Source organism: Caulobacter sp. LjRoot300, from assembly GCF_964253875.1.
Taxonomy (GTDB): Bacteria; Pseudomonadota; Alphaproteobacteria; order Caulobacterales; family Caulobacteraceae; genus Caulobacter.
Genome location: NZ_CAXUSA020000006.1, coordinates 134,652 through 161,138, shown reverse-complemented (window position 1 = coordinate 161,138; position 26,487 = coordinate 134,652). Strand labels below are relative to the sequence as shown.

Sequence of the window (26,487 nt, the reverse complement as noted above, 5' to 3'; positions counted from 1 at the left end):
CTCTCTTGTCTTCACACGGGGCGCCGGCCGCGAGCCTCATGATCTGCATAGTTCATGCGGAAGCCGTGCAGATCCTCCGGTCGAAGCCTTGCAGGGTCCGACGCCGTGCCGCAGTGTGCGGAAATGTGCGGATTCGTCAGGACCTGACGCGATGACCTTGGCCGCGGCGGAAGCCGACCTCCCGACCGAACTGAGCCAGGCCATCGCCGCGCGGGTGCGCGAGGAGCTGGCCCGGCGCCGCCTGTCGCGCCAGGCCCTGGCCGACCTCGCCAGGATCAGCATCTCGACCTTGGAGAAGGCGCTGGCCGGCCGCCGGCCGTTCACCCTGGCCACGACGATCCGGCTGGAGGAGGCGCTGGGCGCCTCTCTGCGCGCGCCGGTCCGCGCGGCCGCCTCGCCGTCGGGTCTGGCGCCCGAGGCCCTGGGCGCCTATTCGCGCACGGCCGTCGCCTGGCTGGAGGGCCAGTACCTGACCCTGCGGCCGTCGTTCGAGGATCCCGAGGCGGTCTACGCCTACCGCACCGAGATCGCCTGGGACGAGGCCTCGTCGAGCCTGGCGTTCCGTGAGGCGGCGCGCGAGGACGCCGACTTCACCCAGAAGGGCGCCGTATCGTTGTCCAACCAATCGGGCCACACCTATCTGGTGACCAACGAGCAGGGCCAGTTTCGGCTGGTCATCCTGGGCCGTCCGGCGATCGGCGGCGAGATGTACGGCCTGCTGACCACGCTTCAGGCCGGCCAGGGCAGCCACCTGACCCCCGCCGCGGCCCCTATCGCCTTCATCCCGCTGCGCCGGGTGACCGACGCCGCCTTCGGCCGGATCGCCGCCGGCGGCGCCCACTACGACGGCTATCGCGCGACACTGGCGCGGGTCACCGCCAAGGGCTTCGCGCGATTCTTCCCGGGCTAGGGCCCGGCGCTCAACCCGTAGACCCATTCAGGCAAGGGCTTGTCCGACGCCCGGTCCGCGCCTTGATGCGTCGGTCCGGGACCAATTAGGACATATCGCCCAGCGCGACGCCGCGCGGCTTGGCTTGGCTTGCGCCACTCCGCGCGGCCGACTGGATCGCTTCGCCAGGGAGATGTCAGGCAAATTGTCCGACCAGGATAACCTGCCGTTTGCGATGTCAATCCTTGCGTTTGGCGCGAAAACCTCTCCCAAAAGGCAGAAGTAGCCAGAAAGCCCACTTGTCATGATCATAATTGTCAGACAAGAATGAAACAGAGCCCACGCATAGACGAGGGACGCTTTAGGGGAAGGAAGTCTCATGTCGATTCAATCCACCACGCCGCGCGTCCATTCGGCGGCCCGTCGCGCTTTGCTGCTGTCGGCGGCGACCACGGCCCTGATCCTGGGCGGAGCCACGGGCGCACACGCCCAGGCGGCGGCCGACGCGCCCGTGGCGACTCAAGCCGACGACAACCAGGTCGAGGAGATCGTCGTGCGCGGTATCCGCGCCAGCCTCGAGAAGGGCTTGGCGGTCAAGCGTCAGGCGTCCCAGGTCGTCGAATCCGTCGTGGCCGAGGACATCGGCAAGCTGCCGGACAACAACGTCGTCGAGGCCCTGCAGCGGGTTTCGGGCGTGCAGGTGACCAACCGCTCGGGCGGCGAGGCGGCGGCGATCTCGATCCGCGGCATGCCCGACATCACCACCACCTGGAACGGCCGCAACGTCTTCACCGCCTCGGGCCGCCAGTTCGCCCTGCAGGACATTCCGGCCAACCTGGTCAAGCGGATCGACGTCTACAAGACCCGCGCCGCCGAGCAGATCGAAACCGGCATCGCCGGCCAGGTCGACGTCCAGACCCGCCGCCCGTTCGACTTCACAGGCCCGGCCTTTTCCCTGGCGGCGCGCGGCATCTGGCACGAACAGGCCGACAAGATTAATCCCAACCTCAGCGGCTTGGTCAGCAACCGCTGGCAGATCGGAACCGCCGAGGTCGGGGCCCTGCTCAGCGTCAGCTACGCGCGCACCAAGTTCCGCGACCAGAGCGTCACCGCCGGCGCCCTGGTGCCGTTCATGACCGCCACGCCGGCGGCGGGCTGGACCCCGCTGGAGCGCATCCAGCCTACGGACGCCCGCGCGCCCGGCCAGCAGCTGTGGACGCCGGGCAGCAACAGCGGCCTGCCCAGCGCCGCCGGCTCGACCATGACCATCAACGGCGTGGCGACGCCCTATCTGCTGTCGCGCGACGCGGTGTTCGCCAGCGACTTCTACGGCGACCGCAAGCGCCCGGCCGTCAATCTGGCCCTGCAGCTCGCGCCGAACGACCGCTCGGAATACACGTTCGAGTTCTTCTACGACGGCTACCGCAACACCACCTTCAACAGCCTGCTGTTCTCGTTCGTCGACTGGTGGGGCGACCTGGGTCCGAACCCGGCCTCGACCTACTCGCTGTATCCCGGAACCAACATCATCAAGTCGCGCACCGCCGGCTCGGTCTACGGCTTCAACAGCGGCGACCTGACCAGCGCCAAGACCGACAGCTATGTCTACGCTCTGAACGGCAAGTGGGACATCGGCGACCGGCTGCAGGTGACCGGCGATTTCTCGTATCAGAACAGCGAATACAGCTCGCAATTCCTGGCCATGCGCACCGACCGCGTCGCCAGATCGATCTCGGTCGACTTCAATCCCGGCAACGGGGTGACGGCGTTCAAGTTCGACAACAACGCCCTGCTGACCGACCCGGCCCAGTGGAACGTCGCCCAGTTCTACGACAACGCCAACCGCAACAAGGGCGACGCGATCACCCTGTCGTTCGACGGCGTCTACAACGCCGACTGGGGCCCCTTGAAGACGCTGAAGTTCGGCTATCGCTTTGACGACCGCAGCGCTTCCGAAGCCCAGCGCAACCAGGATGGCTTCCTGGGCCGGCCGCTCAGCACCTTGGACAAGGGCCTGCAGTTCACCAACAAGGACTTCTTCGACGGCCGCTCGGACGTTCCGACCTCGTGGGTGCTGGCCAACGGCTACTACCTGCGCGACCACGCCACCGACATCCGGGCGCTCTACAAGACGGTCAATCCGAACTTCAAGACCACCGACCAGTTGCAGCTGTTCACAAACTTCAACATCGACGAGGCCACGACCGCCGCCTACGCCCAGGCCGACCTCGAACACGAGCTGTTCGGACGCCCGCTGAAGGCCCAGGCCGGGCTGCGCTATGTCAGCGTCGATACCGACATGGCCTTCAACGACCAGCTGACCGGGGCCCGGAAGCTGACCTCGGCCAAGGTCGACGACCTGCTGCCCAGCTTCACCGTGCGCTACGACATCGCCAACGACGTCACCCTGCGCTTCAACTACGGCAAGACCCTGCGGCGGCCGAACTTCACCGACCTGAACCCGAACTTCACCCTGACCGGCGACCTGACCAATGTCGGCTACGGCTCGGGCAACGGCGGCAATCCCGACCTGAAGGCCACCCGCGCCACCAACTACGACCTGACCGCCGAGTGGTACTTCGCGCCGGCCAGCGCCCTCTACGCCACCGCCTTCCGGCGCGAGATCGACGGACTGGTGGTGCCGCTGCGTCGCCTGCAGACCATCGCCAACAGCGGCCAGAACACCAACTCGTTCGTGATCAGCCAGCCGGTCAACGCCTCGGACGGCGTGCTCAAGGGCCTGGAAGTCGGCCTGATCTACTTCCCGGACTACTTGCCGGGCGTGCTCAAGGGCTTGGGCGTCCAGGGCAGCCTGACCAAGCTGAAGTCGTCGCAGAACGTTCCGTTGACCAATGCGGCCGGCGAGATCATCGGCGAGCAGGAAACCTCGTTCTTCGGCGTCTCAGACCTCTCCTACAATGTCACCCTGGCCTATGAACGCGGTCCGATCGGCGCGCGCCTGTCGTACGTCTGGCGCGACAACTTCCTGAACAACAACGAGGCGGCGCTGTTCGCCAACCCGATCGGCATCTGGCGCAAGCCGGAGAAGAGCCTGGACTTCCAGCTGAGCTATCAGATCCGCGACAAGGTCTCCTTGACCTTCGACGCGGTGAACCTGACGGACGAGCTGAGCCAATCGTACTATGCGTTCGGCGACGCCGGCGGACCCAAGACCGACAACTTCGGCTCGACCATCCTCAGCCGGACCTTCGCGGTCGGCCTGCGCTATTCGTTCAACTAGCCGGGCACGGCAGGAGCAGCACGATGACCTTCGATCCCACGCCCTCGCGCCGCGTCCTGCTGGCCGGCGCCGGAGCCCTGGCGGCGGCCGGCCCCGCCGCCGCCCGGGCCGCCTCGGCCCCGGTTCCGTCGAACCCGCTGGTGCGCCAGCGGGCCGACGCCCTGATCTTCAAGCACCACGACGGCCAGTACTACATGACCGCCTCGGTGCCGGAGTACGACCGCCTGGCCATCCGCCGGTCCCCCACCCTGGCGGGCCTGGCGACGGCGAAGGAATCGGTCGTCTGGCGGCGGCCCAAGACCGGCAAGCTGGGCGGCTACATCTGGGCCCCCGAGCTGCACGAGATCGACGGCCGCTGGCACATCTATTTCGCGGCCGGCGACGCCGACGAGCCCTTTCACATCCGCACCTATGTCCTGCGCTGCCTGGACAAGGACGCGCTGACGGGCCGCTGGGAACTGGCGGGCCAGTTCCAGACGCCGTGGGACACCTTCACCCTCGATTCCACGATCTTCAGCCACAAGGGCGTGCGTTACGCCCTGTGGGCGCAGCAGGAGCCGGGGATCAAGACCAACAGCAACCTGTACCTGGCGCCGCTGGCCACCCCGACCACCCTGGCCAAGCCGCCGGCCCGCCTGACCGTGCCGACGCTGGACTGGGAGATCCGCGGCTTCAAGGTCGCCGAAGGCCCCGCCCCCCTGATCCGCAACGGCAAGGTGTTCATCAGCTATTCGGCCAGCGCCACCGACGACCGCTACTGCCTGGGCCTGCTGGCCGCCGACGAAAACGCCGACCTGATGTCGCCGGACGCCTGGAGCAAGTCGCCCGAGCCGGTGTTCGTCTCCTCCGAGGAGACCGGCGTCTGGGGTCCGGGCCACAACTCGTTCACCGTCGACGAGCAGGGCCGCGACGTGCTGGTCTATCACGGCCGCGACTACAAGAAGATCCAGGGCGACCCTTTGTTCGACCCCAACCGCCACACGCGGGTGCAGCGCCTGTACTACAAGGCCGACGGGACGCCCGACTTCGGCGTGCCGGTGGGCGCGGGCGCGGTCCCCGACCGCTTCGCGCCGCTGGACCGGCCGGACGCCTTCCTGCGCCACGAGGGAGAGCGCCCGCTGGTCGGGGGCGGTCCGCTGCCGACCACCCAGTTCCGTCAGAAGCCCGGCCCGGCCGGAACGGTGTCGCTGGAGCCGATCCTCAGGCCGGGCCACGTGCTGAGCGTCGGGGCTGGCGGCGCCGTCGCGATCGTCCCCGCCGGCGGCGATCCCAAGCGCGTCAGCTTCCGCCGGGTTCCGGGCCTTGCGGGCAAGGGCGTCTCGTTCGCGGCCTTGAACGGAGGCTGCCTGCGCCATCGCGACGGCGCCGTCGTGGTCGCCCCGGCGCAAGACGCCGCGGGCCGGGCGGCGGCGACGTTCATGGTGACCTAGGACGGACTCGGCCGTCTCGTGGCCTCTTTTCTGTCGCCGTGAAGGGTCGTCGGCGTTGCGCCCTCGACGTCGTCAAGGCGGGTCGGCTGGCGGACAGAAATCGACCGGAACCCGCTTCGGCCGGGTCACCCGCACGCAGTCCGGGGCCAGGTTCCGCCACGTCGCCTCGCCGAAATTGGCGACCAGCACGCGGCCGTCGGCATAGCGCGCCTCTTGCACGAGGCGATCGGGCGTAAGCCAGCGAAAGGCCGTCAGGGGGACAGGCGCCCCCGCGCCGTGCGCCCGCCGGAAATCGTCCTGCGCCGCCTTCAGCCACGGCCCGACGCGCGCCAGTTCACGCCGGTCGAGGTTCCATATTGTCGGCGTGCCGTAGAGCAGCGAGCGCGCGAACCGCCGCCGCGTCTCGCTGGGAACCTTCATCAGGCCGAACTCCCAGCGGTCGAGGGCGACGACCGAGTCGTGGAACACCGCTTCGAACAGCGGCAGGCGGTCGGCGGCGCCGAAGAGGGCCCGCGCCTCGTCCGGCGTCGGCTGGAACGGCGCGAAATAGATGCCCTGCCGTTCGGGGGGCCAATAGCCGCCGAACCGCTTCTGGTCGGCGTGGATCGGCCAGATCGCCGAAGCGTGGGCCTGGGCCGTGCCGTGGGAATAGTGGGCCACGCCGCTGCTCCAGGCCGTGACGTTCTCGGAGCCCAGGACAAGCTTGAACCTGTCGATGGCCAGCCCCAGGCGCGCCAGGCGGTTGGCGCGATCGCGCGCGAAGGACATCGGGTGGTCGGGGCTGAAATCCTCCACGAAGTCCCCGAAGGCGTCGACGTCCACGAACACCTGGCTGGCGCCGTCGGCGATATGGCCGGCATAGCGCTGGGCCGGCACGAACGGTCCGCGTCGGCGGACGATCGCCTCGCTCGACAGCTCGCAGCCGCGGTTGGCGAAGCCGACCGCGACCTTGCCGGCCGCATCCAGGAGGCAGCCGGCCGGATAGAGGTCATCGCCCCAGACGGCCGACGGCATGTCGGCGGTCGCGGCGGGCTGGGCGTTGTCGAAGGCTTCGTAGGGCCCCGCGAGGTAGCCGAGCGCCTTGGCCTTGGCGAGATACGCCGGCCCGACGAGGTGCTTCTGGGTTCGGGGGTCCTGGTCGTAGCTGAGCACCATACGGTCCACGCCCAGGGTCTTCAGGTCGTCAAGGAAGCCGAGGTCACGGCCGTCGCCCCAAACATAGGCGTGCGGCGCGGCGAACAGCCGGGGCAGATCCGGCGTCGCCTTGTCCGCGAAACTCTTGAACTGGCCCCGCGCCTTCAGGACCTGGCGATAGAACAGCGCCGGGGCCAAGGGCTCGGGCGGGCGCAGCGCCAGCAGCAGGTCCAGCGTTTGGGCGCCGTCGCCGAAGTCGTGCCTCAACCGGGCCTGCAGGCCGTTCTCGTCATGCAGGCACAGCTGCGACAGCAGGCCGTCGCCCAGGGCGTAGGTGACCGCCCAGGTTCCATCCAGATGGCTCCAGGCCGGGAAGGACAGCAGGTTGGTCCCGCCCAGGCATCCTTCCTTGCGGTACGCCGTGCGCCAGAACGCATCGTCGGCCCGGTAGGCCATGCCCTCTCCGTCGGGGATCAGCCAGGTCCCGCCGGTCGCCGCGGGCATCGACCAGGCCAGGCTGGAGCCTTTCGGGCCGGAGATCCGCAGGCGCAGGGCCTCGCCCTCGACCGACAGCGCGAACGCGCGGCCCTCGGCGTCCGTCCAGCGCCAGCCGCCCCCGTCCAGCGCGACCGTCACGGCCTCGGGCGCGTGCAGCGGGGGCATGAGGGGCACGGTCGCCGCGCCGTCCGGCCGCGCCTCGATCTCCAGCGTGGCGGGATCGACGGCGTAGGCGATGGCCCCGGCGCGCAAGCGGATCGGCTCGGCCGTCGCCGTCGAAGCCATCAGTCCGACGAGGACGGCCAATAGGAGCGGCGTTCGGATCATGGCTGCCCCTTGACTGCGCCGACGGACCGGATCCGCGCCGGAAGCTCCCGCTCGCGCCCCTATTGGAAAAATGAAGCCCTGCTCCCCGCCGCGATCTGCGCCGAACCCGAAACGACCATCGGCGACTTCAACAAAGAGCCTTCAACCAATGGAGCAGCCTCGGAAACCTATCCGGAGATCACAGGTCCATAAATCGCATCATTTTTCGGGGCTAACCCAAAGCATACTAATGTCGAGGTCTCCGCGACGGGGCGCCGCTCCGCGGGACCGCTGGTCGTGCTCCAGGTCATGAACACTCGTGGTGAGCGTGGCGCCGCCGCCAATTGAGGATGTGCGCCGTGGCCAGGATGACGCCGCCGATCACCGTCAGCGGGCGCTCCCACCCGGCCGACGGGACCTCGAGGGCGCCGGCCAGCATCAGGCCAAGGCCCAGGGCCGCCAGGGCGACCAGCGCCCAGGCGTGCGGTCGAAGCGTGCGCCAGTCCATGAGCGCCGTCAGCGCGATCGGCGCGGCGGCGCAGACGAACGCCACATGCGCCCATTCGGCATGGGCCCACGCGCCCAGGAACGGCAGGACCAGCGCCAGCGCCGGCAGCGCCAGGCAGTGGACGAGGCAGAGCGCCGACAGGCCGATCGCCGAGGCGTCCATGGCGCGCGCCAGGGTCATCTTCATCTCAGGCCTCCCTTCCAACTGAAAGACATCGGTCGCCGCCACGCCTCCGACGCCGACGCCGACGCCGTCCAGGGCCGTCCACGTCCGCAGGGCGTGGCGATAGGCTTCCCGGTTGGCGTCGATCGCGAGCCAGGCCTGGAACGCCGCGGCCTCGGTCCGCGCCAGACCTCGCGAATCCCGGCGAACGATCCAGTAGGCGGCGGCTTCGTCAGGCTTCATGCGTCGCGCTCGGCTCCAGGCGAACAGGGCGCTGGCCGCGATGACGGCCCGCGGGATCACAGCGGCTCGCAAAAATAGACCCGCCAGGGCCTCTCGCCCGGCTCGCCCTCTCCGAAGGCTTGCGGCGGGGCGAACCGGTAGAGGACCAGCAGCCATTCGGCGTCCTCCAGGCTCAGTCCCATGACCGACGCCACCCAGGCCGAACTCGGCTCGCGGTCCTCCGGCGAGAGCACAGGGCTAAGGGCTAGTCCCATGACGGGAAAGGGTCGGGAAGCTTGGTCCAGGCCTTGGGCCCGAAGCCGAACTGCAGGTCCGACAGCAGGCAGTCGTCGAAACCGCGCGTCAGGGCCTGCCGATCCATGTCCTGACCGATCAGGACGATCTCCTGACGCCGATCGCCGTGCCTGGGCTTCCAGACCTTCTCGATCGCGCCTCGCCACGCCGGATCGTCGGGCCATTGTTCGCGCGGCGCGGTGGCCCACCAGCGACCGTGAGGTCCGCACTGGGTGACCGCGCCGGCCTGGCTCCAGCCGCCGACGCGGTCGTATCGCGTGGCCAGCCAGAAGAAGCCCTTGGAGCGGATCACTCCGGGCCACTGACTGTCCAGCCAGGCTTTGAGCTTCTCCGGATGGAACGGCTTGGCCGCCCGGTAGACGAAGTGGCCGATGCCGTATTCCTCGGTCTCGGGCAGGACCTCGCCCATCAGGGCCTTTTGCCAGCCGGCCGCCCCCTGGGCGCGCTCGTAGCTGAACAGGCCGGTGTCGAGGACGGCGTCCAGCGCCACCGCGCCCCGTTCGGCGTCAACGATCCGCGCGTCCGGGTTGAAGGTGGCGATGATGCCGCGCAACCGGCCCAGATCGTCGGCCGAGACCAGGTCGGTCTTGTTCAGCACGATGACATCGGCGAACTCGACCTGCTCGACCAGCAGGTCCACGACCGTGCGATCATCGCCCTGCCCCGCCGTCTCGCCGCGATCGGCCAACCGGTCGCGCGAGCCGTAGTCGCGCAGGAAGTTGAAGGCGTCGACGACCGTGACCATGGTGTCCAGCCGCGCCACGTCCGACAGGCTCTGGTCGGCCTCGTCCCGGAAGTCGAAGGTCGCCGCCACCGGCATCGGCTCGGAGACGCCCGTGGACTCGATCAGCAGATAGTCGAAGCGCCGCTCGGCGGCCAGGCGGCGAACCTCTTGCAGCAGGTCCTCGCGCAGGGTGCAGCAGATGCAGCCGTTGGACATCTCCACCAGCGCCTCGTCGGTGCGCGACAGGTCGGCGCGCCCTTCGGCGACGAGGGTGGCGTCAATGTTGACCTCGCTCATGTCATTGACGATCACCGCGACCTTCTTGCCCTCGCGGTTGCCCAGCACATGGTTCAGCAAGGTGGTCTTGCCGGCGCCCAGGAACCCCGACAGCACGGTGACCGGCAAGCGCCGGTCGATCCGGCCTGGACGCGACGCGGTTGGAACCTCGGTCATAGGGACACCTAAGGATGTTATAATATAACACTCATAACCAGCGACGCCGGAGGCTGCAATGGTTATTGTTATAACATAACACTCATGCTTAAACCGTCGGGTCTCGCCGCGAGGAGTCTCGATGTCCTCCCCCCTCATCGATCGTCGCCAGTTGCTCGTGTTCGGCGGCGGCGCGCTCCTCGCGGCGGGCGCTCCGGCCCTGGCGCGCCAAGGCCCGACGGCGGTCCTCCACCCTTGGCGTGGCGGTCGCAAACTCAGGGCGCGGCCGGTCAGGCCTTCGGGTCGAGGATGGTCATAGGGCCAGCGCCGCGGTCAGGTCGCCCGGCGCGACACCCCCCGCGGCGACCATGGCCCGGTCGCGCGCGACGATCCCGGGCAGCGGCTCCAGGCCAAAGCGGCGGTTAAGGAACCGCTGGATCGAGCCGGTGTCATAGAGGGTGTGGTCGACATGCCCCTTTCGGGCGTGGGGCGAGACGACCACGGTGGGAATGCGCGTGCCCGGCCCCCAGCGGTCGCCCTTGGGCGGCGCCACATGGTCCCACCAGCCGCCGTTCTCGTCGAAGGTGACGATGACCAGCATCCTGTCCCACTGCGGTCCGCTTTTCAGGGCCTCGATCGCGCGGGCGATGTGGCGGTCGCCGGCATCGACGTCCGAATAGCCCGCATGCATGTTGAGGTCGCCCTGCGGCTTGTAGAAGGTCACCGCTGGCAGCCGCCCGGCCGCGGCGTCGGCCAGGAACCGGTTGGTGCGGGGACTGTCGCCCAGGCCGGCGTCGCGCAGTCGCCTGGCGCGCTCGGCCTTGCCCGGCGCGAAGCTCCTGAAGTAGTTCAGCGGCTGGTGGTGGGCCTGGAAGTTCGGCTTGGCGGGAAACAGAACCTCCTCGTCCTGGCCGCCGGCCAGGGCCGCCCCCCAGGCGCCGGCGTACCAGGCCCAGTCGACGCCCTTGGCGCTCAGCCGGTCGCCGATCGTGGCGTGGACCTGGGGCACGAGGGTGGTCGGCTGGGACGAGTCGGCCAGGTCGGGGTCGGCCTTGTCCCGGCTCCAGCTGGGCGCATAGGGCGGGGCCATGGTGTTGACCGCCCAGAAGTCGGGGGTCAGCGTGCTGGGACCAAAACGCGGCCGCCCGTCCAGGGCGCTGGCGGGCGAGTCGACGAGGGGCTTCAGCCGCGCGCCCTGGGGATCATCGCCCTCGACCTGGGCGATGATCGTCCCGGCCGGGCTGGCGGCGGCGTCCGGATAGAACGGCGGCTGAGCGGCGACCAGATACTGATGGTTCAGGAACGAGCCGCCAAACGCGCCCATGAAGAAGTTGTCGCAGAGGGTATATTGCTCGGCCAGCCGCCACAGGCGCAGGTTCACCGCCGCGTCGCCATAGTGACCCATCACCATCGCGCCGCTGTCGCCCCAGGCGACGAACTGGTCGTTGCGCCCGCCGTTGATCTGCATCTGGTTCTGGTAGAAGGCGTGAACCAGGTCGCGCGTGACCACCCCGTGCGGCAGGGGATCGCCCGCCTGGGTCTTCAGGGCGAACGGCGCGTTGGCTTGCGGCGGCAGGTCCGCCTCGGCGATCTGATAACGCCCATGCTCGACCACCTGCTCGTGCGGAACCAGGCCGCCCCAGATCGGCGGCAACCGGTCCAGCACCTTGCCGTCCCGGTCGCGCTGCCGCGCCCTTTCCGGCGACAGGCCGGTCAGCGGCTCCCGCAATCCCGGGAAGCCCGCGAACAGGTTGTTGAAGCTGCGGTTCTCGGCATAGATCACCACGACCGTATCGATGGCCTTGGCCAGGCGCCGGTCGATCTCGCGCGCCGACGGTCGCCCGGGGCCGAACACGGCGGCGTTCGCGTCCTGGCCGCCGAGGGCCGCGCCGGCCAGGGCCACGGCCCCGAACAGGCGGCGACGGGACGGGTCGGCGGGCTTGGACGCCGCGTCGCCCGCGCGATCCGGATCGCCGGGTTTCTTGGTCATGGAGGTCTCCTGGCGCGCGGGGGATCAGACCGCTGGCGCGCGCCGCTGGCTGTTGTTGGTGCGGTCGCGGTCGGGGATGCGGTGATCCGGGTCGATCACCGCCTCGACCACGGGCGAGGCCGCATCGATCGTGAACACGTGCGAGCCCGACTGCATCCAGGTCTCGACCGGGACGCGGATGTCGCGCCGGGTTCCGTCCTGGAAGGTCACCCTCAGGGTGGCCGGCAGGACCAGTTGCCCCCGGTTTTCGACCGTGACCCGCGCGCCCTTGGCCGGGTCGCTGTCCTGGACGAGGTCGGTCACGCCCATGTCGAGCGTCCAGTTGTTCAGGTACCAGCCGCGCCAGAACCAGCTGAGGTCCTCGCCGCCGGCGCTCTCCATGGCCCGGAAGAAGTCGCTGGGCTTGGGGTGCTTGAACGCCCAGTCGGCGATGAACTTGCGGAAGGCCGGATCGAAGCGGTCCGGCCCCAGGATGTCCTCGCGCAGCAGGGTCAGGCCGAACGCCGATTTGAAATAGGTGATCGGGTGACGGTACTTTTCCTTGATGGTGTCGGCGCGCGACAGGATCGGCGGCGCGGCGGCGTCCTCGAGGATCTCGGCGATCTGGTCGGCCGGCGCGCCGGGGCCGGGGGCGTATTCCGAATCCCGCTTGGGTCCGTAGACCCCGTTCTCGAAGGCGTCGGACTCGTAGACGTCGATGAAGGTGTTGAAACCCTCGTCCATCCAGGCGTCGCGCCGCTCGTCGAAGCCGACGATCATCGGAAACCAGGAGTGGCCGATCTCGTGGGCCGAGATCCAGAACAGGGTCTTGCCCGCATCATCGACGCCATCGAACACGATGCCTGGATATTCCATGCCGGTGGCGGGTCCGGCCACGTTGATGGCGTTGGGCCAGGGATACGGGTGCCAACGCGTCGAGAATTGCTCGACGGCGTGTTTCATGTACTCGGTCGAACGGCTCCAGGCGCCCTCGCCCACGCTTTCGGGCGGATAGACCGACTGGGCCAGCGCCGTCCTGCCATCGGGCAGGTTGATGCGGGCCGCGTCCCAGACGAAGCCGCGCGAGGCGGTGAAGGCCACGTCCCGGGTGTCGCTCATGTGGAAGCGCCAGGTCTTGGTTCCCTTGGCGGGTCCTGTGGCGGCGACCTCCTCCGGCGCGCGGATCATCACGGTCTTGTCGCTCCGGGCGGCCTCCGCCAGGCGCGCCCGCTGTTGGGCGCTCAGCACGTCCTTGGCATTGGTCAGCGCGCCCGAGCCGGCGACGATCATGTCGTCGGGCACGGTGACGGCGTAGTCGATGTCGCCGTATTCCAGGTAGAACTCGTTGGCCAGGTACGGCAGCGTGTCCCAGCCGCGGACGTCGTCGTAGACGGCCATGCGCGGATACCACTGGGCGATGTCGAAGATCTCGCCGGCGCTCGACGGGCCCCAGGCGGTGCGGCCGCCGAACAGGCCGGGCACGGTATAGTGGTAGCGGACCTTCAGCTTCAGCTGGCCGCCCGGCTTCAGCGCCTTGGGCAAGGTGACGCGCATGCGGGTGTCGTCGACCAGGAACGGGACCGCGCCGGCGCCCTCGATCTCGACCGCCTCGATTCTATAGCCGTCGGTGAAGGCCTTGCGCGGCCGCCCGCCCTGGGCGCCGGCCCGGGAGTCGGGGCGATAGACGTTCTGGTCCAGCTGCAGCCACAGCATGTCCAGCGTGTCGGGGCTGCGGTTGGCATAGGTGATGGTCTCCTGGGCCGACAGGGTCTTGGCCGCCGGATCCAGTCGCGCGTCGATGCTGTAGTCGACCCTGTTCTGCCAATAGGCCGCGCCCGGCGCGCCGGCCGCGCCGCGCTGAGCGGTGGGCGGCGACGGCAGGCTGAGTGGCGCGAAGGTCTTGAGCGGAACATACGGGTTCGTCTCCCGCGCCGGGGCCGCGACCTGGGCGTGGGCGAGCGGCGCGGCCGCGAGACTTGCGGCCAGGGCCAGGGCGGAGATCCGGATCAAAGCTTGGCTCCCGACTTGGCCGAGCCGGTCAGCAGATTGCGCATTTTGGAGGTCCCCATGGCGGACGGCTCAGCCGCCCTGATCGAGGCGGAAGAACAGGCCCTTCTCGCCATTGTTGGTCAAGGTCATGCGGCCCGACAGGGTGATCATCCCGCCGGTCAGCTTGACGCCCGGGCGGCTGATCACCTCGACGACCTCGTTGGGCTCGCCGGGCGGGCAGAAGAAACAGACGGGCGTATAGCGCGCGAGCAGGAAATGCTTGGACCTCTGGGCCGTATCCATCGGCAGCATGAAGCCCGACAGGGTCACCTGGGTCCCGTCCAGCGCCTTCACCTCGGGCGGAAAGCTGGCCGTGTAGATCCCGCGCCTGGCGTCCTCGCCGATCCTGGTCTTGCGCAGCGTCGTCCACAGCGGCGCGGCGGACTTGGGCAGACGCAGCTGGGCGCTGCGCTCGCCCGGCGCCTGGCCAAAGCCGGACTGGGCCTGGACCGGTCCCGAAAGCGCCAGGACGGTCAAGAGGCTCGCCAGGCCGACGGCGTGACGCGGGCTCATCGGATTTCGGCCTCGTCGAGCCGATAGAACATGCCCTCGGCGCTCGACGAAACCAGTTTCAGCCGGCCGGTGAAGGTCACCTCGGCCTGGGTGTAGGTCACCGGCTTCCTGGCGAACACCTCGACGGCCTCGCCGATCTCGTTGGGCGGGCAGAACGGGCAGCCGGTGTTGCGTCGGGTGACCACGAAATGCCGGAACGACGGCGTCGCCTCCAGCGGCAGCAGGTAGCCGCTGACCGTGAACGGCTTGCCCTCGGCGGCCTGGATGGGCTTGTCGAAACTGGCGACATAGAGCCCCTTGGCCGCGTCGATCTTGAACCGCGTGCTGGTCTTCAGCAGCATCCAGATCGGCGCGTCGTCGTGATCGGGGACCAGCCCTTGCGGCGGCGCTTCGCGGGTCATGGCCGTCAGGCCAAGGCAGGCCACGGCGACGGCGATCCGCGAGGCTCGGGCGAAAGAGAGCATGGTCATGACCTCAGGGTCTGGGCGGGCTGGACGCGGCCGGCGACGATGGCCGGGACGAGGCCGGCCACGACGCTGAGCTGCAGCGCCCCGGCCAGCAGGGCCGCGTCGCCGAGGCCCGGCGATGGCAGGGCGATGGCCAGGCCGCCATCCGCGGCCGCCCGAGCCGCGGCGAAGGCGGCCGCCGCCCGGCCCAGGCCCCAGCCGGCCAAGCCGCCGATCAGGCCCAGGGCCAGGGCTTCCAGGCAGACCAGGCCGAACAGCAGTCCCCTGCCCCCGCCCAGGGCGCGCAGCAGGGCCAGCTCCCGGCGCCGCTGGCTGACCGCCGAGAACAGCGCGACGAAGAAGCCCAGCGCCGAAAGGGCCAGCAGGCCGGCGCCAAAGCCGCTCAGCACGCCCGCGCCGGTCCCGAGCATCTGGTTCAGCCGCGCGGTCTCGATGGCGGGCGCCGCCGTCTGCAGGTTGGGCTGGGCCTGCAGCAGCCGGGGCAGCATCAGCGCGCCCATGGCCGAGCGATAGGTGACCAGCACCGCGGTGACCTCACGGCCGCTGGGCGAGCGGTCGACGTCGGTCGGATCGACGGCCTGTCCCGCCGCCAGGGCCTGGGCGTGCTCGGCGTTCTCCCGTTCGTGGACCTTCCAGACGCTGGCGATGTCGGTCAGCACCAGCCGGTCGATCACCGCGCCGGTCGGTCTGAGGATCCCGACCACCCGGTAGGGGCTGCCCTTGTGGGTCTCGCCGCCGGGCGACAGGCCATGGTCGCCGACGAAGGTGTCGCCGATGCGCAGCCCCAGGCGCTTGCCGGCCTCCGCGCCCAGCACCGCCTCCATCGGCCGCCCCCACCAGCCGCCCAGGGCCAGGCTCGCGCCGTAGATCGAGCCATAGGCCGGGCTCGTGCCGACGATGCGCAAGCCTCCGACATTGTCGCCCAGCGAGATCGGCACGGCCCGGCGAACCATCATGTTGCGCGACAGCGCCTGGGCGGTCTCCAGGGGGATGTTCCCGGTCGGCGCCTCGATCTGGTAGATCGAACTCAGGATCAGCTGCATCGGCGCGCCCTTGGCCCCGACCACCAGGTTGATGTCGGCCAGGTCGCGGGTGAAACGGCTGTCCAGCCCCTGCCCCAGGTCGAGCACGGCGGTCACCACGGCCACGCCCAGCGCCAGGGTCAGGGCATGGAAGGCCCAGGTCAGCGGCTTTTGCCGCACGAAGGCCAGCATCAGTTTCAAGAGGGTCATGCGCCCGTCTCCATGAGAGGGGGCGCGTCGACCGGTTCGGCCTCGACCGACACGTCGATCCGAGCTTTCAGGCGCTGGTCGTGGGTGGCGATCAGCAGGGCCGCGCCGGTGTCCCTGGCGGCCGCCAGCAGCAGATCGCAGACCCCGTCGCAGGCCGCGTCGTCGAGGCTGGCGGTCGGCTCGTCGGCCAGGATCAGCTTGGGCCGCAACAACATGGCCCGGGCGATCGCCACCCTCTGGGCCTGGCCGCGGCTCAGGCGCTCGGCCGGCCGAGCGGCGTGGTCGGCCAGCCCCAGTCGCTCGAGCAGCGACACCGCCGCCCCGCGATCCTGGGCCAGGCCGGCGGCGAACGGCGCCAGCAGGACGTTGTCGAGCACGCTCAGGCCGGCGAACAGGTGCAGGTCCTGGAAGATCAGCCCGATGCGCTGGCCGCGAAAACGGTCGAAGTCGCCTCGCGACAGGCCGGCGAGATTGACGTCGTCGAGTTCGACGACGCCGGCGTGGATGCGCGCCAGCCCCGCCATGGCCAGCAGCAGGCTGGTCTTGCCCGAGCCCGAGGCGCCCAGCAGCAGCGCCGCCTGGCCGGGTTCGACCCGCAGCCAAGGCAGCCGTGCGACGGGGCCGGCCTCGTAGCCCGCGGCGAGATCCTGGATCAGGAGCATGCGCGCGCCCAGTCGCGGACCTGGTCGACGCCGAGCAGGCCGATGCGCAGACCGCAGGCACGGCCGGCCGAGTCGTAGGCGGCGCTCAACGGCAGACGCGGCGCGCCCCGGCCGAGGGCCGACAGCGTGGCGGCCGGATCGTCCCGCAGTCGCCAGGCGTGGCGGGGCGCCAGGCCCATGGCCTTGAGCTTGGCCCGGGCGGTCGGCGCGTCGTCCAGGGCCACCAGAGCCAGGCGCGCGTGGCCGCTTGCCGCCTCCAGCTGGCGCAAGTGGCCAAGCTCGACGAGGCACGGCGCGCAGTCGGCGCGCCAGAACACCAGGATGGTCGGCCGCCCCGTCAGCACGGGCGGCGGTCCGGATTCGTCCAGAGGGGCCAACCTCAAGGCGGGAATGGCGGCGTGGGCGGCGTCGAGACCGCTGGCCGCCAGGGCCGAACCCATGGCGACGAGCGCGGCCAAGGCGCCCCACCCGTTCAGCTTGTTCGGCGAGCCGAAGTCGAGCGCGGGCGCCCTGAGATGCTCGAAGCGCGAGACGACGCCGCGCCCCATGGCCGCCCGCGGCGCGCCGACAGCCCGGACCTGCTCTTCGGGACCGAAATGCCGCACACGCCGTCCCAACCCAGGACTCCGTCACCAGCGCGGACACTCCGCGCCATAATGTTATGATATAACATTATATCCCAGCACAAGCGGAAATTCCAAAGCGACGACAGGCGTTCAGAAGGCGCCCGCCACCCCTGCGGCGCCCCCGCCGGGAAGGCTTCTCGACAGCCATCAGGAAAGGCTCGCCCCGCGCCAGTTCCGGAGATTCGAACCCTTCCTGGAACACGACCTCCGCACGGCGAACGCGGGCGCACAAATACGGCTGCCGTCGAGAACACGAGTCGCCGTTAACGATTTGAGATGACCCGGAAAGCTTAACCTTGCGAAGTCTTCATATCCGAGGCGCGGATATCGCTTATCGGCGACGAGATCTCTCCAGTCGGTCATCTCGCTCCCGAATGGGGGTAGGCCATCTTGGCGACCCAAGGTATAGAGACCTCTACCGCACCAATAGGACGTAAAAAGTGTATCGGATCGCCGAGGGATCGCTAACACTGGCCTCCGAGTGGCAGGATCAAAGCATCAACGTGCTTTTGCCCGTGGACGCCAAGGTGCAGGGCGCCAATCTGGTCATCGCGAGGGATCGCCTGCCGCTCGGCATGACCTTCCGCGACTATGTCGCTCAGATGCGCCAGAATTTCATGGCGCAACTGGCCGGATGCGAGATTTTCGCCGACACGGCCGGTCAGGTCGACGGTCGCGAAGCGCAGCTCATGGAGCTCGGCTGGCGCAGTGACGGCAAGCCCATCCATCAGGTGATGGCGATCGTGCTGCGCGAGGCCAACGCCGTCCTGACCTTCACCGGATCGATCCCGGGCGGGCGCGACGAGGAAACGCGAAACGCGCTGATCTCGGCCATCACGTCCTTCACCTTCGCTCCGTGACCGACGCGACTCCCATAGCCAACGACAAGCTGAGCGAGCTTGCCGACCGCACCGCGGCCACGAGCAACGCGGGCACGGTGTCGGCGATCGCGACGACGGGGCACGTGGCCGCCGGCGGCATTTTTGTCGCGGGGGCTGCTTCGGCCGCCTCGAGCGGAATGGCCGCGCTGAAATGCTTCGCCGGCCGGGTCGCCGCGCCGATCGCTGGCGCGATGGCGGGAGCCGCGATCGCGGAGCAGGTCCACGCCGACGAAGCGGCGTTCTGGGTCGCGCAGCAATTTGGCGCCCAGCGCCTCGCGGGTCCCGGGAAGCAGGCCGCCCACCTCACGCACCAGATCGCGCATAGCAACGCCTTCGCCGGCCTGCTCGTCGGCATAGCGGCCGGTATCGTCGTCGGAGCCCTCGTCGCGGTGAGCGCCGCCGCGATCATCGGCACGGCCGGCATGGCGGCGCCGCTCGTGGGGGCGGCGGTCGCCTTCGGCGCCGGGGCGGCAGGCGGCTTCGTCACCGCCGCGATCGCGGGGGCCGGCGCCAAGATGGCCACCCTGTCCGGCCCGATCGGCACCGGCTCTCTGAATGTGCTCTTCGAAGGCAAGCCCGCCGCGCGCGTCACCGATGTCGCCGCCTGCATCAAGCATCCGTCGGTCCCCTCGCTGATCATCGAGGGCAGCAAGACCATCTTAATCAACGGCCTGCCGATGGCGCGCATCGGCCACAAGCTGTCGTGCAACGCGGTGGTCCAACAAGGCTGCGCCACCGTGCTCGGCGACGATACGACCGGCAGCTACGGCACCCCCGACGCCGAGTTCTCGATCGCCGAGCAGCTGTTGCTCTCGATCGCCGAGGTCGCGGGCATGCGGTCGGCCGTGCGCCAGGGCGGATTGCTCGACGGAAATTTGCGGCGACTGTTCGGCGAGCCTGTCGACATCGTCACCGGCGACTACGCCGACCAGCGGACCGACTTCCACTATCCTGGCGTCCTGCCCCTGCATCTGGAGCGGACCTATCCCGGGCGAATGCAGGTGGAGGGCATGCTCGGCCCGCGTTGGATCTGCAACTGGTCGCAGCGGGTGCTGCTCGACCAGAAGGCCGGCACGGCGTTGCTCGAGGACGCGGGCGGCCAGCGCCTGTTGTTCGCGATCGGAAGCGGAACCCAGGTCGACGCCCGCCACCTCAAGGCGCCCTACTATCGACTGACCGGCACGCGCGAGCAGCTGCGCCTGTTCGACAGCCGCACCCAGCAGTTCCTGCTCTTCGCGCCCGTCGGCGACGCGGCGATCCTCGAAATGGCGGGGATCGAGGACCGCAACGGCAACCGCATCCTGTTCCATCGCGACGCCAAGGGGCGCCTGACGAACATCCAGCATGCGGACGGCACGATGTTCCGCGTGCAGACGACGCCGCAGGGCTGGCTGAGCACGCTGTGGATGGAGGGCGAGCGCGAGCCGCTCGTCCGCTACGACTATGATGCGGAAGGACGCCTGCTGCATGTTCTGGGCGCGTTCGCCGGCGAATTCCACTATCGGTACACGTCCGAAGGGTGGCTGAACGGGTGGCGCGACAGCGGCCTGACCGAGGTGGAGATCGCCTACGATTCGGCGGGCCGGGTCGTCGGCACCCACACCGGCGAGGGGATGTTCAACGACCGCTTCCTCTACTTCCCGGAGGAACGGCGCTCGCGCTATGTCGACGCCACCGGGGCGGTCACCAGCTTCCGCTACGACGCCAACGCCCTCGTCGTCGAAGAGGAGGATCCGCTCGGCGCGCGCACGATCAGCGAATGGGACTCGCTCGAGCGGTTGCAGCGCCGGGTCGATCCCGCCGGCCGCGAGACCCGCTTCGCCTACGACGGCGACGGGCGCCTGATCGGCCAGACCGATTGGGCCGGACGCAGCGCCCGGTGGGCCTATGACGCCTGGGGCGCGCTCGTCGAGTTCGAGGATCCGGACGGCGTCGCCAGTTGGACCCGCGACGCGCGCGGCAACATCGTCGCGTGGAAGGAAGCCGGCGGAGCCTCCGGCTCGGCGGAATATGACGAGCGCGGCGTGCTGAGCCGTGAGCAGGTCGCCGGATTTGGCGCCACGGAGTGGGAAAACGACGCGGCCGGTCGTCCCCTCGCCCGTCATGATCCCGGCGACCGGGTCTCGCGCTACGCGTGGGATCGGATGGGGCGCCTGTTGGCGCTCACCGACCCCGCGGGACGGACCAGCAGCTGGGCGTATCAGCCCTCGCCCGAGAACCCGCGCGGCGCGGTCAGCCATGCGCAGACACCGGACGCCGGGGAGATCCGCTTCGCCTATGACGGCGAAGGGCTGATCAAGGCTCGCATCCGGGCCGACGGGCAAACGACCCGCTTTGTCCATGGCGCGTTCGACACGCTGCGTCAGGTCATCGACCCGCTCGGCGCCACGACCCAGTTCGCCTATGACGGCGCGGGCCGCCTGGCGGCGATCACCGACGCCGTCGGGCAGCAATGGCGATTCCGCTACGATCCGGCCGGCCGGCTCTCCGCCCAGGTCGACTGGGCGGGCCGCGAGACGCTCTATCACCGCGACGTCCTGGGTCGCGTCCTGAGCAAGCGGATGCCGGACGGCGCCGAGCAGCATTTCGAATGGGACCCGCGCGACCGCATCGTGCGGGTGCTCGCGGGCGAAGACGCGATCTCCTATCGCTACGACGACCAGGACAGGCTGGTCGGCGCCAGCACCTGGGTGCTGGCCGACGGCGCGCCGCGGCGGGTCGCCGATGTCTCGCTTGAGTACGACGGCAAGGGCCGGCTCGTTCGCGAGACGCAGAACGGAATCGCCGTCGCCTATCGCTATGACGAGGCGGGCCGATGCGTGGGCCGCTCCAGCCCCAGCGGCGAAACGGCGCTGGCCTTCGACGAGGCCGGGCTGCTCACGCGCTACGAGAGCAACGGCCATGCCCTGCGCTTCGCCCACGACGCGAGCGGGCTCGAGACGCTGCGGGAGCTGGCGGCGATCGGCACGCCGACCGCGTTCCAGCTTCGCCAGCGCTACGACCTGGGCGGGCGGCTCGCCGAGCAGCGGGCGGGCGGCGTCGCCGTCTTCGCGGCCGGGCGGCAAGAGCCCGACGCCCTGACCCGGCGTTACGAATGGGATCGTCTCGGCCGCCTGGCGGGCGCCGTCGAGACCGGCGCGGCGGCCGGCGCGCAAGGCGTGACGCGCTATCACTACGACCTGCGCGACCAGGCCGTGGCGGTGGAGCGCGCCGGCGGCCGCGAGACCTATCGCTACGACGCGCTGATGAATCTCGCCGAAGGCCTGGCGGGCGAACACCGCTATTGGCGCGACTGCGTGGTCGAGGCGGGCCCCAACCGGTTCCGCTACGACGCGCGCGGGCGCATGACCGAGCGCGTGCTCACCCAGGACGGCTTCCGCCCGCGGCGCTGGCGCTACCGCTGGGACGGGTTCGACCGGCTCGTGGGGCTGGAGACGCCCGACGGCGCGCGCTGGCGCTACACCTACGACGCGTTCGGGCGGCGGGTGGCCAAGGTGCTGCTCGACGAGCCCAATCGGCGGGTGGACTATGTTTGGCAGGGGCAGGCCATCGCCGAGGCGTGGCATCGGCGCGGCCCCGGGCCCGGGCCCGGGACCGACGGCGAGGGGGCTTCCGGCTCCAACCCGCTCCGCATCGAACGCTGGCATTTCGAGCCGGATGGGGTGCGTCCGCTCGCCAAGGAACTGGTCCGCGCCGGGGACGACGGCGCGCCCGCGTATGGCGAGACGGAACTGCTGCCGATCGTCGCCGACCAGATCGGCGCGCCCCGCGCGCTGTTCAGCGCGGAGGGAACGTGCCGCTGGCGCGCCGAGCCCGAGCTATGGGGCCGAACCCGAACCGCGCGCGACCTGCTGCGCGAACGGCACGGCGAAGCGGAGGACGAGGCGCAAGACTCCGGCTGCGCGCTCCGCTTCCCGGGCCAGTGGGAGGACGCCGAGAGCGGTCTGCACTACAATCTCAACCGCTATTACGACCCGGAGACTGGCCAGTATCTTTCGCCCGACCCGATCGGACTGGACGGCGGGCTCCGGACGCATGCGTATGTGCACGATCCGCTGGCGTGGATGGATCCTAGTGGGCTGGCGTCGTGCAATGGGAAACCGACTGCTTACGGCACTCCATACAAGCAACTCTCCCGGAAGGCACGGTCCGCGCTACTCGACAAAGTCCAGAACCGCACGATCACGCGCGCCGAGTGGCAGCGGCTGCAGTGGCAGGAACGATTGACCGCTCGACGGCAGGAAGGGATCGACCGGTTTTGGGCTCAGGAAAGGCAGAATCTGTCCAATGGCCTCCCCGGTACGCGGAATTGGAACGCGCAAGCGCGTCAGTCCATTTTGGATGGCGGCACGCCTCGCGGCATTTTCGGGCACCATAAATACAGTGTATCTCGCTATCCCCAACTCGCTAACGACCCGGCCAATATCGCGCCAGTTACCTTTTCTGAGCATTTTCATGGCTGGCATGGCGGAAATTGGCAGAATCCTTCGCACGGCGTTCCGCTTAAGCCCGAATCTCTTCTAGATTTCTGAGGTACTGATGTCGCGGCTCGTTCTGATGATCGAAAACAATGACCGGGTCCCCCCGGGCATTATTTCGAAAATCTCTCGCTTGTCGGGAAAAGGTCTTATGGAAATAAAGAAGGCAATCATCGGTCATACGCCGGTGCTTGATAAGCCGATATTCGGTCGCTTAGATTCTGGCGCCGCAGGAGATATGCTGTCGCTGCTAAACGATTTAGAGTCCCTAAATATCTCTCACAGAGCCTATGAGCTTAGCGAACGAGAAGCTTATAAGGAAGGTAATATATATTTCGAGCTCAATTCAACCAAATTGGGCAATATGATTACCAGCCGCGAAAAATCTCTAGAGCAACAACGCGTCATCGGATGGCTGGAAGATCCAGAATGATGTCGTGATCTCTAATGGTCGGCGAAATCGGCCGATCAGGGCTTCGCGCGTGCCAAGCGGCTCCTGGAAGATCTTTGAGCGCGATCAGCGCTGCTCGGCCGAGTCCCATCCGAAGGAAGATTTCGAGATCTATTTTCCACGACCTGCACCGACGCTCACCGGTGAATTCGAGGGGGGTCACGCGTGAGCAACATGCAGACCTCGATCTCCACCGACATCTATGAGATCGCAGATGACCCCCACGGAAACGATCATCGAATACCTGGAAGGGCGCATGCCCCTGTCCGACTTCTACGCGCAGGTCCTGCACGACGAGGCCTTGCAGACGTTCCTGGAGCAGGATGCGTCCATTCCGCCCTATACCAACGCAGGCAATCTGTTCCTGTACATCATGGATGAGGACGTCTCGGAACCGGCGACTGACATTAGCCTGCGGGATGCGTTGTCGAAGCTGCTGACAGCGCTCGGCGTCGAACACCAAACCGACACGTCCAGCCTCAAGACCTACGGGCTGGCTCTGGATGCTTCACCCGCCTGGCTCTCGCTGCCGGAATCTTACATCAAGACGCTGATCGCGGGCTTCGAGACCTTAGGCGACAAACGAGAGAAGCTGGCCTTCGCGAAGGACAAGATCGCCAAGGACTTCCGCTATCTCAAAAGCCGCCCAGGTGGCTCCAGTCGGCGTCCTGGCCCTTCGACGGCGAGGCGCCGCTGGTGTTTGTCGGGCAGCTCGACGCCTCGGACCTCGCACACGACACGGCGCAGATCTACGTCTTCTTCAATCCACGGGATCGCGGCGTCCGCACCTTGATGCAGGTAGCCTGACGCTCCGCCCCTTGTCGGAGTGAACCTTGGAAACCAGCCGCTCGACGGATGGTGATCGAAAGGAAGCGTGCGTGGACCGGGACGCAAAGGTGAGGAACCATGTCGTACGCTGATACTCTCAGCGACCTCGTCCGGGCCGCCAGCGAAACCGGTATCGCCATCGTATTGGAGAAACCCCAAGGCGACGCGGCTCGGCTTTGCGAAACGGTCTTCGGACCGGCCCTCGCCGCCGAGATCACCCAAGTGGGCTACCCGAAGACGTTCGACATGCCCTGGATCGTCGAGGATCTCTATTTCTATGGCCTCGACGAACTCTCCGACCGCCAGGCCGGATATCGTTTTCACGGGATCACCGGCGAGCGGATCGACGCCTGGCCCGCCGATCGCTTTGTCATCGCCGCCTGGACCGCCAATCCCGTCAGCGTCGGGCAGGACGGCTCGGTCTGCTACTCCCGCCACGGCGTCGGAACATGGACCTATGTCCGCATCGCCCCCGACCTTCCGGCCCTCCTCGCCCTGCTGGCGGCCTGGATCCGGTATTTCGTGGCCGAGCACGGCGGTGACCTGTTCGATGAGGACGACGACGATTTCGAAATCTCGCAAGAGATGCGCGCTGAAATCCGTCGCGATGTCCTCGGCGCGGTACCGGAGGCCGATAGGGACGCCGCGCTCGCCTTTCTGCTTGGGGAATAGGTCTCTCGGCGCTTTGGCAGGCAGCTGCCTGGCGGCGCCTCCCGACGTGTGGCATGCGTCCGAGCCATAGTTCGTATGCCAAAGACCTGGGTTGGTAAGGGAACGATGTCGCAGGTCGACGCCCCTAGCCTTGAGGGAGATGTTGGTGAGTTGGAAAGACATTTCCGAAGAGCTTCGATCGGCGTCGCTAGCGGCGGTAAAGGGTCTCTTATCCAAGCATGAGAGAGAGCATATCTATGCATTAGCTCTCTTCACGTCCGACGACGGCGCCAACGTCGCGCTGGCTGCCAACACTGAAGAAGGCTACCAGGCGCATTTGACGGCCGAAGCGGAGGATGAGGATGAGCCGAATTCACCTGAGGATGAGATCTATTACCGTTGGGCGTCCGGCGAATGGGTCGTGGAAGGCTGGGACAGGTCTGCCTTTTCACGGGTGAACGCGCTGCTCGAGCAACAGGAGGAATCGGATTTCGACAGTTATTTCGACCATCTGGTCGAAGCGATGACCACCGCGCTGGTGGCGACCAAGGCGGCGCTGGGCGAGCGGCTTGCGGATGTCACGGCGTTTGTAACCGTGACGGACAGCGACGCCGCCGAGGAGATCGAGAACGCCTCGGCCTCCCGCATCAACGCGGCCGACCTTGCCAGCCGTTTCCTGCGTCGCTTCGGTTGAACCGCGCCGGAGGGCTGGCGAGCGCGACTGACCCATGGGGACGTCGCGGGGCCGTCTCGACGCGAAGGGCGTCGTCCGCCGAGGCGGGCGGCCAAACAGGGCGAGCCTCGGCGCCCAACAGGCTCGGCATGGCTTGGCCAGGCAGTGATCAGGCACGGCCAGGAAGCGGACGTTCTAGATAACCCTATCGGCGATCGGCGGCTCGTCGAGCAGTTCGATCTTGAAGCCGCTCAGGCGCTCGGGATCCGCCACCGCCTCGATGGCGGCGATCCGGCCGTTCCTCAGAGTCAGGCGCAACACCACGAAGACCGGACCTTCGTCGATCGCCACCGCCAGTCCCAAGGCGCCGTCGACGAGAGCTGGCCTGGCCGCCTGCGCCCGTCCATGGAAGTTGGCCGCCACGGCTTGCGCGCCGCGCAGTTCAGGCCGCGAACCGCGCTTCTGGGCCGCCGCGTCGGCGTGGAAGACGACATCCGGCGCTAGGACCGCCAACAGGCCTTGCATGTCGCCGCCGCGCGCGGCCCGCAGGAAGGCCTGCACGACGACGCGCTGTCGCGCGATGTCGGGCCGGACCGCGGCCGTCCCGCCGCCGACGCGACGCCGAGCGCGACTGGCCAGTTGGCGCGCCGCCTCCGGGCTCCTGTCGACGATCGTGGCGATGTCGTCGAACGGCAAGTCGAACATGTCGTGCAGCACGAAAGCCACCCGTTCCGCCGGCGGCAGGGTCTGCAGCACCACCATCAACGCCATGCCAACCTGATCGGCCAACAGGGTCTCGCGTTCGGGATAGGCGCTATCGTCCTCGCCGATCGCCGGTTCCAGGAGGGCCGGCCCCAGCGCGTCCTCGCGCCGCGCTCGCCTGGAGCGCAGCATGTCCAGGCATACGCGCGAAACCACGGTGGTCAGCCAGCCGCCGAGGTTGCCGACGTCAGCCGTGTCCGCGCGGCTGACCTTGAACCAGGCTTCCTGCACCGCGTCCTCGGCCGCCTCGCGAGAGCCCAGCATGCGAAACGCCACCCGCTGCAGGTGGGCCCGGCTGGCCTCGAACTGCGTCGCCAGAAAATTTTTCTCGTCCATCGTCACATCCCCCTCCTGGGCTCCGTCAAGGGGATGACGGTCGAGACA

General features: G+C 68.5%; 21 protein-coding genes. 9 read left to right on the top strand and 12 right to left on the bottom strand.

Translation table 11 applies throughout. The features are described from left to right. Positions 1-151 precede the first annotated feature (151 nt). The 3 genes from ACSQ2G_RS20440 (at position 152) to ACSQ2G_RS20430 (ending at position 5,560) form a co-directional block, all read left to right on the top strand. Positions 152-910, top strand: coding sequence for a helix-turn-helix domain-containing protein (locus tag ACSQ2G_RS20440; protein WP_436034019.1), 759 nt, complete (start codon positions 152-154; stop codon positions 908-910). Positions 911-1,268: 358 nt separating this feature from the next. Continuing rightward, positions 1,269-4,130, top strand: coding sequence for a TonB-dependent receptor (locus ACSQ2G_RS20435; RefSeq protein WP_436034017.1), 2,862 nt, complete (start codon positions 1,269-1,271; stop codon positions 4,128-4,130). Positions 4,131-4,153: 23 nt separating this feature from the next. Further along, a complete protein-coding gene (locus ACSQ2G_RS20430; RefSeq protein WP_436034015.1) occupies positions 4,154-5,560 on the top strand; it encodes a family 43 glycosylhydrolase in 1,407 nt (468 codons plus the stop codon). Positions 5,561-5,632: 72 nt separating this feature from the next. Here ACSQ2G_RS20430 and ACSQ2G_RS20425 read toward each other — a convergent pair whose 3' ends face one another. From ACSQ2G_RS20425 to ACSQ2G_RS20375, 11 genes are all read right to left on the bottom strand, one after another. Then, positions 5,633-7,519 (bottom strand): glycoside hydrolase, encoded by a 1,887-nt coding sequence (locus ACSQ2G_RS20425; RefSeq protein WP_436034013.1) that lies wholly within the window; start codon positions 7,517-7,519, stop codon positions 5,633-5,635. Positions 7,520-7,805: 286 nt separating this feature from the next. Continuing rightward, a complete protein-coding gene (locus ACSQ2G_RS20420) occupies positions 7,806-8,411 on the bottom strand; it encodes a MerC domain-containing protein (RefSeq protein WP_436034011.1) in 606 nt (201 codons plus the stop codon). A 56-nt stretch (positions 8,412-8,467) separates the two neighbouring features. Further along, positions 8,468-8,593, bottom strand: a complete 126-nt coding sequence (locus ACSQ2G_RS20415) for a hypothetical protein (protein WP_436034009.1) — start codon at positions 8,591-8,593, stop codon at positions 8,468-8,470. Positions 8,594-8,655: 62 nt separating this feature from the next. Beyond that, entirely contained in the window at positions 8,656-9,882 is a 1,227-nt protein-coding gene (gene zigA / locus ACSQ2G_RS20410; protein WP_436034007.1) for a zinc metallochaperone GTPase ZigA, read from the bottom strand. A 292-nt stretch (positions 9,883-10,174) separates the two neighbouring features. Then, positions 10,175-11,851 (bottom strand): acid phosphatase, encoded by a 1,677-nt coding sequence (gene acpA, locus ACSQ2G_RS20405; protein ID WP_436034005.1) that lies wholly within the window; start codon positions 11,849-11,851, stop codon positions 10,175-10,177. A gap of 24 nt (positions 11,852-11,875) precedes the next feature. Further along, positions 11,876-13,840: a M1 family metallopeptidase gene (locus ACSQ2G_RS20400; protein ID WP_436034003.1), complete on the bottom strand. Its 1,965-nt coding sequence runs from the start codon at positions 13,838-13,840 to the stop codon at positions 11,876-11,878. A gap of 69 nt (positions 13,841-13,909) precedes the next feature. Beyond that, entirely contained in the window at positions 13,910-14,392 is a 483-nt protein-coding gene (locus ACSQ2G_RS20395; protein WP_436034001.1) for a DUF3299 domain-containing protein, read from the bottom strand. Continuing rightward, complete coding sequence (locus ACSQ2G_RS20390; RefSeq protein ID WP_436034000.1) at positions 14,389-14,862, bottom strand: hypothetical protein; 474 nt, start codon at positions 14,860-14,862, stop codon at positions 14,389-14,391. Before ACSQ2G_RS20390 ends, ACSQ2G_RS20395 begins: the two co-directional genes overlap by 4 nt. After that, complete coding sequence (locus ACSQ2G_RS20385) at positions 14,859-16,091, bottom strand: ABC transporter permease (protein WP_436033998.1); 1,233 nt, start codon at positions 16,089-16,091, stop codon at positions 14,859-14,861. The genes ACSQ2G_RS20390 and ACSQ2G_RS20385 overlap by 4 nt, the downstream gene beginning before the upstream one ends. After that, a complete protein-coding gene (locus ACSQ2G_RS20380; RefSeq protein WP_436033996.1) occupies positions 16,088-16,753 on the bottom strand; it encodes an ABC transporter ATP-binding protein in 666 nt (221 codons plus the stop codon). Before ACSQ2G_RS20380 ends, ACSQ2G_RS20385 begins: the two co-directional genes overlap by 4 nt. Beyond that, complete coding sequence (locus tag ACSQ2G_RS20375) at positions 16,744-17,358, bottom strand: TlpA family protein disulfide reductase (RefSeq protein ID WP_436033994.1); 615 nt, start codon at positions 17,356-17,358, stop codon at positions 16,744-16,746. Before ACSQ2G_RS20375 ends, ACSQ2G_RS20380 begins: the two co-directional genes overlap by 10 nt. A gap of 461 nt (positions 17,359-17,819) precedes the next feature. Between ACSQ2G_RS20375 and ACSQ2G_RS20370 the strand changes: the two genes are divergently transcribed. The 6 genes from ACSQ2G_RS20370 (at position 17,820) to ACSQ2G_RS20345 (ending at position 25,362) form a co-directional block, all read left to right on the top strand. Then, positions 17,820-18,239 carry a DUF1795 domain-containing protein gene (locus tag ACSQ2G_RS20370; protein WP_310082236.1) on the top strand — a complete coding sequence of 140 codons (420 nt, stop codon included), beginning with the start codon at positions 17,820-17,822 and terminating at the stop codon, positions 18,237-18,239. Next, positions 18,236-22,792 carry an RHS repeat-associated core domain-containing protein gene (locus tag ACSQ2G_RS20365; RefSeq protein WP_436033992.1) on the top strand — a complete coding sequence of 1,519 codons (4,557 nt, stop codon included), beginning with the start codon at positions 18,236-18,238 and terminating at the stop codon, positions 22,790-22,792. The genes ACSQ2G_RS20370 and ACSQ2G_RS20365 overlap by 4 nt, the downstream gene beginning before the upstream one ends. A 7-nt stretch (positions 22,793-22,799) precedes the next feature. After that, positions 22,800-23,171: a hypothetical protein gene (locus ACSQ2G_RS20360; RefSeq protein WP_436033990.1), complete on the top strand. Its 372-nt coding sequence runs from the start codon at positions 22,800-22,802 to the stop codon at positions 23,169-23,171. Positions 23,172-23,403: 232 nt separating this feature from the next. Continuing rightward, on the top strand, positions 23,404-23,982 hold the full coding sequence (locus ACSQ2G_RS20355) for a hypothetical protein (RefSeq protein WP_436033988.1): 579 nt from the start codon (positions 23,404-23,406) through the stop codon (positions 23,980-23,982). 113 nt (positions 23,983-24,095) lie between these two features. Then, the gene (locus ACSQ2G_RS20350) at positions 24,096-24,689 is read left to right on the top strand and encodes a hypothetical protein (RefSeq protein WP_436033987.1); all 594 of its coding nucleotides are present in this window, start codon (positions 24,096-24,098) and stop codon (positions 24,687-24,689) included. A gap of 145 nt (positions 24,690-24,834) precedes the next feature. Further along, positions 24,835-25,362 carry a DUF4303 domain-containing protein gene (locus ACSQ2G_RS20345; RefSeq protein WP_436033986.1) on the top strand — a complete coding sequence of 176 codons (528 nt, stop codon included), beginning with the start codon at positions 24,835-24,837 and terminating at the stop codon, positions 25,360-25,362. Between the two features lie 174 nt (positions 25,363-25,536). Here the strand turns inward: ACSQ2G_RS20345 and ACSQ2G_RS20340 are convergent, their stop codons facing one another. After that, on the bottom strand, positions 25,537-26,439 hold the full coding sequence (locus tag ACSQ2G_RS20340; protein ID WP_436033985.1) for a sigma-70 family RNA polymerase sigma factor: 903 nt from the start codon (positions 26,437-26,439) through the stop codon (positions 25,537-25,539). Positions 26,440-26,487 lie beyond the last annotated feature (48 nt).